This is a genomic window from Nodosilinea sp. LEGE 07298, assembly GCF_015207265.1.
In the GTDB taxonomy this organism is placed as follows: domain Bacteria; phylum Cyanobacteriota; class Cyanobacteriia; order Phormidesmidales; family Phormidesmidaceae; genus Nodosilinea.
The window spans coordinates 1-15,497 of sequence record NZ_JADEXE010000164.1; the positions used below are offsets into that span (position 1 = coordinate 1).

General features: G+C 58.5%; 10 protein-coding genes. 5 read left to right on the forward strand and 5 right to left on the reverse strand.

Translation table 11 applies throughout. The features are described 5' to 3' along the window. Window positions 1–3 precede the first annotated feature (3 nt). On the reverse strand, window positions 4–639 hold the full coding sequence (locus IQ273_RS20385; RefSeq protein WP_194024998.1) for a transglutaminase family protein: 636 nt from the start codon (window positions 637–639) through the stop codon (window positions 4–6). Continuing rightward, on the reverse strand, window positions 640–1,143 hold the full coding sequence (locus tag IQ273_RS20390; RefSeq protein WP_194024999.1) for a GNAT family N-acetyltransferase: 504 nt from the start codon (window positions 1,141–1,143) through the stop codon (window positions 640–642). It lies immediately after the preceding gene. Window positions 1,144–1,269: 126 nt separating this feature from the next. On the opposite strand from IQ273_RS20390, the gene IQ273_RS20395 reads away from it, so the two are divergent. Together IQ273_RS20395 and IQ273_RS20400 are read left to right on the forward strand one after the other, a co-directional pair. Further along, window positions 1,270–2,724, forward strand: coding sequence for a PLP-dependent aminotransferase family protein (locus IQ273_RS20395; protein WP_194025000.1), 1,455 nt, complete (start codon window positions 1,270–1,272; stop codon window positions 2,722–2,724). Window positions 2,725–3,224: 500 nt separating this feature from the next. Beyond that, window positions 3,225–4,463 (forward strand): S-layer homology domain-containing protein, encoded by a 1,239-nt coding sequence (locus IQ273_RS20400; protein WP_194025001.1) that lies wholly within the window; start codon window positions 3,225–3,227, stop codon window positions 4,461–4,463. Window positions 4,464–4,487: 24 nt separating this feature from the next. Here the strand turns inward: IQ273_RS20400 and IQ273_RS20405 are convergent, their stop codons facing one another. After that, window positions 4,488–6,209, reverse strand: a complete 1,722-nt coding sequence (locus tag IQ273_RS20405) for a pseudouridine synthase (RefSeq protein WP_313898182.1) — start codon at window positions 6,207–6,209, stop codon at window positions 4,488–4,490. 304 nt (window positions 6,210–6,513) lie between these two features. Between IQ273_RS20405 and treZ the strand changes: the two genes are divergently transcribed. Continuing rightward, complete coding sequence (gene treZ / locus IQ273_RS20410) at window positions 6,514–8,352, forward strand: malto-oligosyltrehalose trehalohydrolase (RefSeq protein ID WP_194025002.1); 1,839 nt, start codon at window positions 6,514–6,516, stop codon at window positions 8,350–8,352. A 72-nt stretch (window positions 8,353–8,424) separates the two neighbouring features. Then, entirely contained in the window at window positions 8,425–11,217 is a 2,793-nt protein-coding gene (gene treY, locus IQ273_RS20415) for a malto-oligosyltrehalose synthase (protein ID WP_194025003.1), read from the forward strand. A gap of 172 nt (window positions 11,218–11,389) precedes the next feature. Here the strand turns inward: treY and IQ273_RS20420 are convergent, their stop codons facing one another. Next, on the reverse strand, window positions 11,390–13,915 hold the full coding sequence (locus tag IQ273_RS20420) for an HD family phosphohydrolase (RefSeq protein WP_194025004.1): 2,526 nt from the start codon (window positions 13,913–13,915) through the stop codon (window positions 11,390–11,392). 190 nt (window positions 13,916–14,105) lie between these two features. Then, window positions 14,106–14,930 (reverse strand): hypothetical protein, encoded by an 825-nt coding sequence (locus IQ273_RS20425; RefSeq protein WP_194025005.1) that lies wholly within the window; start codon window positions 14,928–14,930, stop codon window positions 14,106–14,108. A gap of 128 nt (window positions 14,931–15,058) precedes the next feature. Here IQ273_RS20425 and IQ273_RS20430 point away from each other — a divergent pair. Continuing rightward, window positions 15,059–15,497 (forward strand): peptidoglycan-binding protein (locus tag IQ273_RS20430; RefSeq protein WP_194025006.1); only part of this gene is annotated, 439 nt, incomplete at its 3' end.

The window sequence follows — 15,497 nt, forward strand, 5'->3', positions numbered from 1 at the left end:
CTCCTAGAGGGTGTTGGGTAAGTGGGCAATCAGGGCGGCGGCGGTGAGGTGGGTTTGCAGTGCCCTTATCACCGCTGGATGGGGTTGGGTAAAGATGGTGGGATAGTCGATTTCGCCGAGGTGAGGACGAATTGGGAAGGCTAGCCGTTCGCGATCGACGGAGTCTGGTCCTGCGCCATGACAGCCAAACTCCGCCTGCACGCCGGGCTTGTTGCCCCGAGCATCGAGCCGAATCCAGCGATCTAACGCCTTTATATAAACGGCATTGAGCCCGTGCAGGGTGTGAAGAGTGGGGTCAGCATCGTCGAAGACTAAGCGCTGGTAGCAAAACCCCGTGGGGATGCCGCAGCTACGCAGCAGGGCGGCGAGCAGGTGCGCTTTGGCAAAGCAGAATCCGTGGCCGTGGTGCAGCACTTCAGAGGCAGTGCAGGCTACAGGTTCGGCCTGAATGTCGCAGGTGTGGGCGATCGCATCCCGCACCCACTCGTAGAGAATCCGCGCTTGATCAACGGTAGATGCCGCCTCTTCCACGAGTGACTGAGCTTGAGCAGCAACAGCTGGATGGTCACAATCGACCACCGCTGATGGTCGCAGGTAGTCGGTAAGCTGGGGCGATTCTAAAGCCAGTTCAAAAGACATTTAGTGATTCTCCCTGATTAAATTAACCGTCAAATCCAGCTCCATCAAGTTGCTGTCGCTAAAGCCCAGACTGGTGTAGAACGATCGCGCCTGGGGGGCCGCATTCAGCACCACCTTCGTACAGCCCAGGCCGGTCAGATGCTCCACTATCAGCTGCATTAGTCGGGTAGCAATGCCTTGTTTGCGGTAGGCCGGTTCTACATAGACGCCCCAGATGTAGCCATACTGGCGCTGGCTGGCCGACAAAATCAGTGGGTACAGACCACTGAAGCGTTGCCCACTGGCAGAGCCGACGATCGTCCCATCCGCTGTGGCTACAAAGGCTTGGTAATTAAGGGTTTCACGCGCTGTGGCAATAAAGTCGAGGCTAATGGCCAACCACTCGGGCTGAATGCCATCGGCTGAAATGCCCAAATCGCGCCACATCGCATAAAAATGCTGAGCGATCGCCGCATCTTCTGAGGGCGGGCTCGCCCGGAAGGTTACAGGAGATAGAGCCTTCATGGCCGTAATCCGTTACTGCGAAAAGTCTGATGGGACTTAGCATAGACAGAGTACTGGCTGGCTACAAGAGCCAATTTTAATCAATCTAACCAGTCCACTTTGGCCATCCCCCCATCCCTCGTGCCCATGGACTTTGCCCTAGCCCTCGATTCTCACAGCCCGGTTCCCTACTACCAGCAGATCTACGAGGCGCTGCGGCAGGCCATTCTGGCTGGGCGGCTGTCGGCACAGCAGCGACTGCCCTCTACTCGGGCGCTGGCCAGTAGTCTGGGTGTTTCTCGCGCCACTGTGACCCAAAGCTACGACCAGTTGCTCAGCGAGGGCTATCTGCAAACCGTGGTCGGCTCAGGCACGTATGTGTGCGACCAACTGCCTGACGATCTGCTGCACACCCCTGGTCTAGAGGTGGCCTCAGCCCTACCGTCACCGCCGGTATCTCTCTCGGTCTACGGTCGCCGCCTGGTCGATTTTGCCGATCGCCCTACGCCTGAACCCGATGCCCCCATTAGCTTTCGCTACGGTCGCCCGGCCCTCGATCAGTTCCCGCTGGCGCTGTGGCGGCAGCTGCTTTCGCGCCACTGTCGGCAGGGCGACTGGCTCGACTATGCCACCGACCCCATGGGGTACTGGCCGCTGCGCTGCGCGATCGCCGCTCACCTCAGCCAGGCCCGCGCCGTTCACTGCCAGCCCGACCATATTTTGATCACCAACGGCACTCAGCAGGCCCTCGATCTGGCCACGCGGGTGCTGGTGTCTGCGGGCGATGCGATCGCCCTCGAAGAACCCAGCTACCTCAGCGCCCGCAGTGTTTTTACCAGCCAGGGGGCCATTCTGCACCCAGTTCCGGTGGATGAGTCGGGCCTGAATGTAGACGCGCTGACTCAGCTCACTGCCCCCATTCGCTTGGTCTACGTCACGCCGTCCCATCAATTCCCGACCGGGGCGGTACTGTCGCTGCCCCGACGGCTGGCGTTGTTGGCCTGGGCGCAGCAGCGCGGCAGCCTCATCTTTGAAGATGACTACGATAGCGAATACCGCTACACGGGGCGTCCCATCCCGGCCTTGCAGGGGTTGGGGAATGGGCAGTCGGTGCTGTACGTGGGCACCTTTTCGAAGGTGCTGTTTCCATCGCTGCGGGTGGGCTATATGGTGCTGCCGTCGGCTCTGGTGCCGGTGTTTCGGCGAGCCAAGTGGCTGAGCGATCGCCAGGTACCCGGCCTAGAGCAGGCTGTGCTGGCCGACTTTATCGCCGCTGGGCATTTAGAGCGGCACATTCGCCGTATGCGATCGATCTACGACCAGCGGCGACAGGCTTTGGTGACCGCCCTGACTCAGCACTTCGGCGATCGCGTCACCATTCTGGGCGAAAATGCCGGACTGCACGTGATGGTAAGATTCCAGACCCAAATCCCCGATGCCGATTTGATTGCCAAAGCCGCCCAGGTTGGTGTCGGACTGATCTCCGCCAGCCCTCAGTACCTCGGCCCCAGCCCCGGCCATGAGTTTATCTTTAGCTACACCGAGCTAGATGAGAGTGCAATCGTCGTTGGAGTAAAGCGCCTAACGGCCCTGGGCCTCTAAGGCTGCTCAGGTTTAAGGTGAATGGCAGAGATTTCAGCCTTTAGATAGAAACAGCAGGCTTGATCAAACACTTTTGACTGAACTGCACCAAAGGCTGGAACTTTAGGGCATTAAAATCAGTCTACTGTCTTGGCTAAAATAGTAGCTTGAGCGCTGCACCAACGCTTTGCAATGTGACAGTTGAAATAGCGGAAAGTCGCTCAGTAACTACAGCAGAAATAGCACTAAATTATCTAAAGATGACGAAGCAGAAATGGTTGTCGCATCTAATTGAAAGATCAAAAAGGCCACTGAATTGTCCCATGAACGCGCCAGACAGGTTTTGAATCAGTTTTCCTATTTTTTAAAGAGCTAAAAGGTTTGGGCATTTTTCAAGCCTAGATCGACAGAATTTGGCCTAGAAAATAGAAGATCAACCTATTAGAGGTTTCCGGTCGCGATCGTGAATCTCAATCTACTCAGCCTTGCATCCACATCTTTTTTGCCTTTGGAGTTTTCCTATGTCTAATTCTCTCCATTTCAAGTCTGGAACAGCCCTATTGCTGGCCCTTGGGTTAAGCGTAGGTGCTGTTGCACCAGTGATTACAGCCGCGCCTGTCGTGGCCCAAACCCAAACTCAGAGCCAGTTTACTGACGTATCTTCAACCTACTGGGCGCGTGAATTCATTACTACGTTGGCCGCCAGAAATATCATTGCCGGGTTCCCAGACGGTACATTTCGGCCCGATGAACCGGTAACCCGCGCCCAGTATGCGGCAATGGTTCGTCAAGCCTTTAATCAGTCATCGGTGCAGAGCGCCACCTCCTTTGTCGATGTGCCTGCCAATTACTGGGCCGCCGCTGCCATTCGTGAAGCCAATATGATGGGATTTTTGTCGGGCTACCCCGGCAATGTGTTCCGCCCCGACCAAAATATTCCTCGGGCTCAGGTGCTGGTTTCTCTATCTAACGGCCTAAACTACACCGCCAGCAGCCAAAACAGTGTTCAAGTCTACCGCGATGCTACCCAAATTCCTGAGTATGCGGTGGCCAGCTTGGCGGCGGCTACAGAACGGCGCATAGTGGTTAACTACCCCGATGTGCAGGTGTTGAGACCTAACCAAACGGCGACTCGGGCCGATGTGGCGGCCTTCATCTATCAAGCTCTGGCCAGCCAAAATCAGGTGGCCACGATCAATTCTCCCTACATTGTTGGGCAGCAGCAGGCCGCTGTTCAGCCTAGCGTGCCTACTGGTACCGTGCTCAGCGTGGCCTACGAACAGAGCGACAAAGTTGTTGTGCTTCCAGACGAAACCGCTGCGCTGACCCTGAATGTGGCTCAGGCCGTAACCGATAGCACCGGGCGGGTGCTGATTCCGGTGGGTAGCCAGGTGGTCGGGGAACTGCGCCCTAGCGGCAATGGCTCTCAGTTTGTAGCCCAGGAACTGGTGCTACCCGGCGGGCAGCGCCTGGCGATTAATGCCACGTCGCAGACGATCACCACCACCGAAACGATTCGTCAGGGTGGCACCTTTGGCGAGACGCTGGCGGGCGCGGTGCTGGGCTCGGGCGCAGCGGCTGCGATCGCTCGCACCACTGGCGACCAACGGGTCGGTGCCCTAGAGGTCTTAGCCGGAACCGCTACCGGAGCCACGCTCGGCAGAATCTTTGGGCGCAACCAGGTTGATGTGATTGCGATTAACCCCAGCCGCGATCTGAGCCTGACCGTCAACGCACCCCTGACACTGTCGGCCCGGTAAACGGCGCTGAACGGTGAGTGGCCCTTAAAAGGGTAGAGGAGAGTTGAGCGCGATCGCCGCCTGACTGTGGGGATGCGTGAACTGTAGGGTGTGGGCGTGGAGATAAAGGCGATTCCTTCGGATAGCTTCGCTAACGCTCGGTTGACCCTGGCCGTAGAGGCGATCGCCCCAAATCGGCGCATTCAACCCCTGAGGATGGGCGGCATGTACCCGCAGCTGGTGGGTGCGCCCGGTGAGCGGGTAGAAGGCGATGCGGGTTCGCTCTCCCTCGCGGTGCAGTACGTCAAACTTGGTTTGGCTGGGTTTGCCGTACTGCCAGTTCACCCACTGCCGGGGTCGCTGGGTGGGGTCGCCCCATAGCGGCAGGTCAATCAGGCCCGATGATTTGGAGATGTGACCTACCACGACTGCCTGGTAGGTCTTTTGCACCTGACGCTGGGCGAACTGCTGGCTGAGCTGCCGGTGGGTGTCGGCATTGAGGGCCAGCAGCAGCACTCCGGAGGTGTCTTGATCGAGGCGGTGGACGGGTTGCAGAAAGGCATCCTGAGGCATCGTCAGGCGCAGCCGGGAGAGAACGCTGTCGGCGCGATCGCGGTAGCGCCCCGGTACTGACAGCAGCCCGGCTGGCTTATCCACTGCGATTATCCAGGGATCCTGGTACAGAACAGTAACCTCAAGCCCTGGTTGAATGCCTCCAATGTGTAGGGGCGCAGCATGCTGCGCCCCTACCGGGATGTCTGTGGAGCCCAACACCTGGGCCGACAAGCCCGACAGCAGAAACCCCATAATTGGCTGGCAGCGATCGGCGCAGGCCCCGTAGAATTTGCCCGCTTGTTTGTCGCCCTGGGGTGGACCCCACCAAAACTCGGCCATAGCCAGGGGCTTGAGGCCGTGCTCGGCGGCGGTGTGCAGCAGCTTGGGGGCGCAGCAGTCGCCCGTGCCCGTGGGCAAGTTGCCCAACGATTGAATCGCGACCGATTCTCCGGCGAAGTTGGTAAGGCTGTAGGCGGCGTGCATATCGGCCTGGAGCTGGCGCGAGAGATCGCGTCGGCGCTGCTTGAGGGCGGTGATTTCGGCATTGGCGGCCTGAATTTTGGTTTCTAAAGGGGCGAGGCGATCGCGCCACTGCTGCTTGAAGCTTCGTAGCTCGGCCTTGTCGCCCCGGCTCTCTTGCTCCAGGGCGGCTAGAGCAGCCGCGAGGGATTCTCCTGCCAGAGTGCGGGCGGCGGTTTGGCGTTGAAGATCGCGAGCCTGTTTGCGATCGCGGTGCTGCTGGCTCAATCTCTGGCGGGCCTCGGCTTGCTCTTGCTGCCAGCGATTGTAGGTCTCCCGTTCTGGTAATGCCTGTAAGGTGAGCAGGCGGTCTTTGATCGCTGCTAGCCGGTCGAGGGTGTGGGCCTCTTGCAGGGCTACCTGCGATCGCCCCGGTATGGGCGGCACCCAGCCGGGCACCTGCGCCTGCGCCTGCCACAGCCCCGAAAATGCTTTGAGCACTCCGATCCCGGTGGGGGTTTGCACCAGCAGCACGCCGTACATTTTGCCCTTGCTGTCCTCGCATGGCTGAACGGCTTCGAGCTGCGCCATCAGCTGTTGGACTACTGCCTTTGCCAGGGGCGTGCGGGGCAGCCTGTACGCTTGTCTAGTGCGAGGGCAGTGGCCCTGATAGTGGTAGTCAGCCGTATCGGAGGCGAGCGGTTTTGCGCCAGTCAACCAGTCGTCTAGGGGAGAAAGCAGTGTATCCAGCACGTTTTAATACCGAATCTGACTTATAAGATCTCGCTGTGTAACTGATACCCCGTAGGGGCATCGCACTGCAATGCTCCTACGGATTGGGAGCGTAAAGCTGAGGTTTTGCATGAGCATGGGGATATACAGGTTCTACCGTTAATAATTTCTAACCTAAGGCAGATTGAGATTTATTTAAATCTATCCAGAAGACTAGGATCTATCTAAAAGGAGATTGGGAATAAATCTGACCCTGATAAGGTAACGAAGCGTGATGCTGTGTTTTTGACAGCGGTGCTAACCTCGCTAAAAAAGATTATTCCCCATGACAACAGACCTCAAGGTTGGAGCGATTTTACAAGGCAGTGGTCAGTGTCGTTTTACACTTTGGGGACCTGAGCTAGACTCGGTTGAACTAGAGCTGCGATCGCCTCAAAAAGATACCGTTTCGATGCAGAAAAGCGAGGATGGCTACTGGTCAACTACGGTTGAAAAGATTGCCGAAGGTACGCAGTATTTCTACCGCGTGAATCAGTCTGAGGATCTGCGGCCCGATCCGGCTTCTTTTTATCAGCCAGAAGGGGTGCATGGCCCCTCGGCGGTGGTTGACCTCAGTCGCTACCAGTGGAGCGATGACGGCTGGAAAAATATTCCCTGGCCAGACTACGTTATTTACGAAGTCCACATCGGCACGTTTACCAGCGAGGGCACCTTTGAGGCCGCGATCGCGCAGCTGGCCGACCTCAAGGCGCTGGGCATTACCGCGATCGAAATTTTGCCCGTGTCGCAGTTTCCGGGCGAGCGAAACTGGGGTTACGACGGCGTGTTTCCCTACGCCACCCAAAACTCCTACGGCGGCCCGGAGGGGTTCAAGCGCCTAGTCGATGCCTGCCACCAGGAAGGGTTGGCGGTCATTTTAGATGTGGTCTACAACCACTTTGGGCCAGAGGGCAACTACACCGGCTGCTTTGGCCCCTACACCACCGACAAATACAGCACCCCCTGGGGCAACGCCATCAACTTCGACGACACCTGGAGCGACGGCGTGCGCCAGTACTGCATCGAAAACGCCCTTTACTGGCTGCGCGAGTTCCATGTCGACGGGCTGCGGCTCGACGCCATTCACGCCATCTACGACTTTAGCGCCAAGCATGTGCTGGCTGAGATGGCCGAGCGGGTCGCCGATCTATCGGAACAACTGGGCAAGCCCCTGTATATAACTGCCGAAAGCGACCTCAACGACACCCGCATTATTCGCCCGGTGGAGCAGGGTGGGTTTGCCCTTCAAGCCCAGTGGAGCGACGACTTTCACCACGCGTTGCACACCCTGGTTACGGGCGAGCGCTACGGCTACTACAACGACTTTGGCACCTGCGAAGATCTGGCGACGGCCATCCGCGATCGCTTTGTCTACAGCGGCAAGTTTTCGCCCTTTCGGCGGCGGCGGCACGGCAACGATGCCACCGATTTGCCCTCGCACCAGTTTATTGTCTGCGCCCAAAACCACGATCAAATCGGCAATGCCAAGGGCAACGATCGCCTTTCCAAGCTCATTCCCTTTGATGCCCTCAAGCTGACGGCGGCGGTGCTAATTACGTCTCCCTACATTCCGCTGCTATTCATGGGCGAAGAATATGGCGAAGTCGCGCCGTTTAACTACTTTATTGACCACAGCGATCCGGAGTTAATTGAGGCTGTTTTTGAGGGCCGCAAACGCGAATTTAGAGAGGCCCACGGCTTTGGTGAACCGGCCCCGGCTCACGAGGTGGCCACCTACGAAGCCTCTAAATTGAACTGGGATTTGCGTCAAGAGGGGCAGCACAAAACTCTGCTGAAATTTTATCAGCGGCTGCTCGAACTCAGGCGACAGCTCAAACTCAATATGCCGTCCTGTTCCAAAGATATAAATATAGCCAGCGATCGCGATCAGCAGGTAATTGTTTACCAGCGCGCTATGGCCGATGGGCCACTGCTGTTCCTCATCAACTTTAAGCAGGCTGTTACCACGGTTGATATTGAACTGCCCCAAAAAACCTGGCAGCTCAAGCTCGATTCAGCGGCTGCTGAGTGGAACGGGTCGGGGTCGTCTCTCCCCGAAAAAATTACTGAAGCGCAGTCGCTAGAGCTGCCTTCTCTGAGCTTTACGCTGTACTCAGCTGCGTAGCCTACGCGGGTGTTTCTCGCTCGACCAAGGGTTCTAGTTTGTTGAATCTTTCATCCTTTTTTGGAACTCGCCATGCGTATCCCCACCGCCACCTATCGCATTCAGTTCAACCCAGAGTTTGGCTTTGCTGCGGCCCAGAGTATTGTCGATTACCTCAAAAATTTGGGCATTTCAGACATCTATGCGTCGCCAATTTTTAAGGCGCGTCGGGGCAGCACCCACGGTTACGATGTGGTCGACCCCACTCAGCTCAACCCCGAACTCGGTGGGCAAGAGGCGTTTCAGCCGCTGATTGATACGGCGCACCACCACGGTCTGGGCTGGCTGCAAGATATTGTGCCCAACCATATGGCCTACGATGGCCAAAACCGTTACCTCATGGATGTCATGGAGTACGGCCCCAACTCTCCCTATTTTGACTTTTTTGATATTGAGTGGGAAGGCCCCGAAGAGCTGGGTGGTAAAGTACTCGCGCCCATGCTGGGAGACTTTTACGATCGCTGCCTGGAGCGAGGCGAAATTCAGCTCAGCTACGACGAGTCGGGCCTCAGCGTTAACTACTATGGCCTCCAGTTTCCGCTGCGGGTTGAGTCCTACGGCCGATTTTTGAGCTACCAATCGGGGCGGCTGGCGCAGCATTTAGACAAGCGCGATCGCACCTTTATTAAAATTTCTGGCATTCTCTACCTGGTCAAAAATGCGATCGTCGATTTGCAGGGGCGCGAGTACCGCGACCAGGCCCAGTTTGCCAAAGGGCTGCTGTGGGATGTCTACCAAGACAGCGATGAGGTGCGCGAGTTTATCGATCAAAACCTGGTCATTTTTAACGGCACGCCCGACCAGCCCAGCAGCTTTGATCTGCTTGATGAGCTGCTTTCAGAACAGTTTTACCGGCTCTCGTTTTGGAAAGTGGGGGCAGAGGAGCTAAACTACCGCCGCTTCTTTACCGTTAACGAGCTAATTTGTCTTAAGGTCGATAACGAAGACGTTTTTGATCAAACCCACGACTTAATCTGCCAAATGATAAAGGGCGGGCAGTTTAACGGGGTTAGAGTTGACCATATCGACGGGCTGTATGACCCCACTCGCTACCTGGAGCGGCTGCGCGATCGCCTGGGCGACTCTTACATTGTGGTCGAAAAAATTCTGGAATTGGAAGAAACGCTGCCGCCAGGCTGGCCCATCGAAGGTACTTCTGGCTACGACTCGCTAATTCAGCTCAACGGCATTTTTTGCCAGCAGGAAAACCAGGATTCGTTTAGCCATATCTACCAGCAGCTGACCGGCGAAACAACGCCCTACACCGAACTGGTGCGGGAGAAAAAGCAGCTAATTGCCGACACTAACCTTGTGGGCGATATCAACAACCTGGCCCGCTTTCTCAAGCGGGTCTGTCAGCAGTACCGCTACGGGCGCGACCTGACTCTCTATGGGTTGCGCACCGCCATTGAAGAGGTGCTGATTGCTTTTCCGATCTACTGCACCTATGCCAACGAAAAGGGGATTTCTGAGCGCGATTTAGCCTACGTGCAGGAGGCGATCGAAGCGGCCCGTAAGCGCATTCCCCAGCTAGTCAACGAGCTGAACCTGATCGAAAAATTCCTGTCGCTCAACTTCGAAGGCTCTTTACCTGAGGAAGAAAAGGCCCAGTGGCTGCACTTTGTCATGCGCCTGCAGCAGTTCACCGGCCCGCTGATGGCCAAAGGCTTAGAAGACACCCTGTTCTACAGCTACAACCGCTTTATCAGCCTGAATGAGGTGGGCGGGTCTCCAGGGCATTTTGGCCTCTCGGTGCGGCAGTTTCACCAGCGGCAGCAGCAGCGGCAGCAGCAGTGGCCCCATGCCATCAACGCTACCTCGACCCACGACACCAAGCGCAGCGAAGACGTACGGGCGCGGCTCAACGTGCTGTCTGAGCTGCCGACGGAGTGGGAGACAGCGGTGAACAGCTGGCGCAGCCTCAACGGCAGCCACAAAACAGTGGTGCGCGATCGCGTGGTGCCCGACGCCAACGACGAGTATTTTCTCTACCAAACCCTGGTGGGGGCCTTCCCCTTCGATGACAGCGAACTGGCCAGCTTTAGCGATCGCATGGCCGACTATGTGGTCAAAGCGGTGCGCGAGGCCAAGGTGCACACCGCCTGGCTGCGCCCCGATGCCGACTACGAAGATGGCTTTGTGGCCTTTACCCGCGCCATTCTGACCCCCGGCGACAGCAACGCGTTTCTCAAGGCCTTTCGCCCCTTTCAGCAGCGGATCGCCGACTACGGCATCTACAACTCGCTGGCCCAGGTGGTGCTCAAGCTGATGCTGCCAGGGGTGCCCGACCTTTACCAGGGCCAGGAACTGTGGGACTTTAGCGTGGTCGACCCCGACAACCGCCGCCCAGTCGACTACAACCTGCGCCGCCACTGGCTGCACGAGCTACAGCACTGGGCCGAGGGCGATCGCCCCGGACTGCTACAAAACCTGCTGGAGTACCGCCGCGACGGGCGAATCAAACTGTGGGTAACCCACTGCGGCCTAGCGGCGCGGCAGGCCCACCCCGAGCTGTTTGAGCAGGGCGACTACCAGCCTCTCTTTGCCCGAGGCACCGCTGAGGACAGCGTGGTGGCCTTTGCGCGGCAACAGGGCAATCAGTGGGTGGTAGCGATCGCCCCCCGCTTTTTGACCCAGCTGACGGCCCCCGGTGACTACCCCATTGACAAAGTATGGGCCGATACCACCCTGACCCTACCCGGCCATGTCCAAAACTGGCAGAACTGGATTACCGGCGAAACAGTCACCTCAACCGAAGACACGCCCCTATCGACCCTGCTGGCAACCTTTCCAGTGGCTATCTTAATTGGCGAAGCGGCTGATTAATGTGGCGTTGCTAAATGGTGCCATCCAGGCAAACACCGTTCGCGCTGAGGATGGCTAGTACTCAACGGCTGAAATATGCCCACCATTCCGGCTCGCCTGGCTCCCTAGCCCCCCTGCTCCCTAGCCCCCCGGAGAGTATATCTAAACTTGCGCCGCAGAGTCCTAGCTTGTTTCAGCCCATCTTCGGTGCTAGCGCAGCTTTGGGGTATGCGATGCGCTTGTGGTTGTACTGCTGCCACACCTGCACAAAAATCTCGGCAATTAGAGCCATATGATCGCGGGTGAGGCCTGATTCTACCAGCTGATTATCTTTCCAGCGGGCGCGCAGAATACGGTTGACCATGGCCAGGGCTTCATCGGGGGTGGCATTGGTCAGCGATCGCAGGGCCGCTTCGCAGGAGTCGGCCAGCATGACAATGCCGGTTTCAGGCGACTGGGGAATGGGGCCGTCGTAGCGAAAGTCGGCTTCTTTAACCGCCAGGGCCGGTTCATCCTTAGCCATTTCCTGGGCTTGGTGATAGAAGTAGCTGATTTGCATAGTGCCCTGGTGCTCGGGAATGAAGGCCTGCACGGCCTTGGGCAGTCGGCACTTGCGGGCCATCACAATCCCCTCGGTGACGTGCTTTTTAATGATCGCAGCGCTGAGCCAGGGGTCGTTGAGTTCGTCGTGCTTGTTGGGGCCACCCATCTGGTTTTCAATAAAGCCCTGGGGATCGTGCATCTTGCCGATGTCGTGGTACAGCGTTCCCGCCCGGACTAGCTCCACGTTGCAGCCCAGGGCGCGGGCAGCGGCCTCCGCCAGACTCGCCACAAATACCGTGTGCTGAAAAGTACCCGGCGCTTCTGATGCTACCCGTTTGAGCATAGGCCGGTTGGGGTTTGACAACTCCGCCAGGCGAATGGGGGTGACCAGATCAAACAGATGTTCCAGGTAAGGGCTCAGGCCCAGGGCGACAATGCTGGAAATCACGCCGTAAATGCCCTGGAGGGCTGCCCCGGTCAGCATGCCCGACCAGGCCGAAATCAGCGATACCGGGCTGACTACCAGCGTCAGCAGCAGATAGGCTACGCCCTGGGTGAGGCCTACGCCACCGCCCAACAGGGCCAGTTCTTCGCGCGATCGCATCCGGCCTGCCATCAGGCTGCATACAAAGGCTCCCGCTGCCCCAGCCATAAACGAAATACCGCTTACCGTAGCGCCGATTGGTAGCAGTACAGCCACCAGCACGACCACGGTGCCTCCCAGCACGGGGCCGTAGAAACTGCCTGCCAGTAGCCCAATGGCAGGCAAGCCGTAGGCTGCTACTCCCACCATTTTCATCACCCCAGCGCTGACCACCATGGCCGTCAACAGCAGGTAATCTTGCTGGCGGAGTCGTTGGGGTACCCAGCGCTCGATTAATAAAAACAGACCTACTCCACCGGCCACCAGCCCCCCAAACATGGCCAGCCCCCAGTAGTTAAAGCGGCGCTGGCTGAGGTTAAAGCTGTCTAGCAGCACAAACCGGCTCTGGGTAATGGTGTCGCCAGCGGCAACAATGAGCTCACCCTGCTGCACCTCCACAAAGACGGGCTTGACCGCCTCTGCGGCCATATCGGCCTGCAGGCGAGTGCGATCGCTGTCTTCCACCAGGTTGGGCTCTAGGGTAGAGAGCAGCAGCTGGCGCGAAAAGGGCTCGATGGGCCGAGGCAGCGTATCTTTGAGCTGCAGGTAGACGGCGCGATCGAGTACGTCGGGGGGCAGCCCGGAGGCAATGCCCTGGGCCAGCATGCGCTCCGCTGCTTTACGAATTTCGACCTGGGCGTTGGCCCAGTCTGGCAGGGACAAATCGAGCACCTGGGGCGATTCGCTAAGGCCTTCGGCCTGGGAAACCAGCAGCGTAAAGTTGGCCATCGCCTGCTGGTACCCCTGACGCGCCTGCTCCACAGAGTCCAGGAGATTCTCCAGATCTTGACTGCTGGAGCGCTGACCGTAGGTCCAGAGTTCGCCCAGGGCAGACTGCTGATCGGGGGTAATGGTCTGGTTGCGCAGTAGGGTATCGAGCGCTATCCGCTCATTACGGGCGTTGTCTTTGGCCAAAGGATCGATCAGGCTACGCAGCTTTAGCCAGGTCGCGTCGTCGGAGCGACGTAGGTAACCCTGCACCTGGGTTGACAAGATGCTGGTCGAGACAAAGGGCACACTCCCGGCCTGGCGGCGAATGTCGCCTACCTCCGCCAATAGACTACTCAGCGATCGCAGCACCGCCTCGTCTGTAGCGGGCTCTACCCGTAGAACCTGGAGGGCACCGTTGCGAGCATCGCGGCGGCGTTCTTCGGTGGTTTCTTTATCTTCTACCCGAATATCGGCAGGGGCAAAAATGGTGTTGGGAGCCACGCTGCCCACCTGCAGGCCCGGCTGATTGTAAAAGCGCTGCCCTAAAATGGCTGTCAGGCTCAGGGTGGTTACCACAAAGGCCAACCGGGGATGGCGAATATTTTTGCGCCGCCGTAGGGGGCGGCAGGGTTGCGGACGCCCCCTGCGCAACGGCCTCGTCTGGGCTGGGCTAGATGCGATCGGTCTTCCATTGGCCTGTCCGGGCTCTAGAGAAGGCGATCGGGGCACTAGCGTAGGGCGGGGAGCAACCGGCTTTATGGCCTGTTTCTCTACAGTCCACCAGCGCTCAACCGCAGCCACAAATTCCTGAATTGCCTTCATAGATTAAGACAGTTAGAGGGGTGGGCAAAGGCTGGAAAACCCCGAATCAAGGGCCAGCCACGCTGAATAGTTAGCCACGAGCGGTTTGAGATACCCCTTCCGCCCCCATGCGCTAGGGTCGCCAGCCCGACCGGAGCCTCTCAAACGCTATTATAGGCGGCGGTCTTGGTCAACGCCTGTACCCTTTACCCTAAACCCTGATTCCCCAAGAGAAAGAGAGCCGCTCCAGGCGATCGCTGGCATGTCCCCCGGCCCAGCGATCATGCAAGCCCGTTGCGATCGCCGCCAGGTCACTGGCCGTCAGGCCTTGCCATGCATCTTGCCCCGCCCCTGAGTACTCCAGCAGCCAGCGCTGACGCAGGCTGGCCCCCACCCCGGCTCGTCCCTGAATCAGCCCCACTACTAGCCCCGCTAGAGCCACTTCGGTCGCAGCCCAGCCGCGTTGGCAGGCCGCACCCAGCACCAGTGCAAACTCGCCCTGGCTCTGGGCCACCAGCTGTAGGATTGGCCCTAGAAGCACATCTTCGCCGTCTGGGTCGTTAGCCAAAGGTGTGGCCGCGACATTGCTCCGCCCGACCCCTGCTCCAGTCGTCTTCATTTCCTGACAGACGAGGCTAAACAGATCCTTACAGGCCGCCATCGTCGCAAGCGATTCCCCTCCGGTGAGGCTGCGCCATTGCCCCAAATCAGCGATCCAGCCAGCCACCGCAGCCGAGTGGTGGCCGTGGGCATCGGCCTGCAGCCACAGGTAGGGTAGGGCGTTGATCAGGACTGCCGCCGGGTCGGGCAGCGTTTGAAAGTGGGTTCGCCAGCGCTCTGGGCCAAGCGCATCACCTTGGGTACAGGCGCGAGCAACGTGCAGCAATCCCCCCTGCCAGCCTCCTTCGGTACCGGCTGTGGCACCCCGGTAGCAGGTAACCCAGCGATCGCTGATCACAGTAGCCTCCAGCGCTGCCCCCAGTCGGTCTGGCAGCGAGCCTGGCATTAATCTCGGCGGCATGCTCCGCTGAACCATGTTTCAGTGCGCCTTTACTCGGGTGAATTGTAGAGTCTGCTGAACCCTAGCGATAAGCTTTATGAGGGTGAATCTTAACAGTGAATTTTAAGGAGTGCAGTAGCTTATTTCTGGATGGCAATCCTATAATGCTTGCTGTCAAGCGCCTGCCGATTATCGTTACCCCGTCTGGAGTCAAGTCTATGTTCTGCGCCTCCCCCTTCACACAACGGGCTGCCCAAGGCTGGGCCAGTCCTGGGCTTTGGGGAATGGCTATGGCTATCGCCATGGTGGGCGGCGGCTTTGATCTGTCTGCCCAGGCTCAGGCCCCAGCCGAAGAGGCCACGCCGACTAGCCAACCCGCTGTTCCAACCGTCAGCGGCGGCCGCATCGTGCGGCCCACCATCCAACTGGGTAGCCAGGGCGAGTCGGTGCGCGAGCTGCAATCCATGCTCATGCTCCTGGGCTACTACCCCGGCCCGGTGACCGGCCTGTACCAAGAAGACACTGCCACCGCCACGCGCCGTTTTCAAACCGCTGCAGCTATTACCGCTGACGGTATTGTCGGCCCCGCCACCTGGAGTCGCC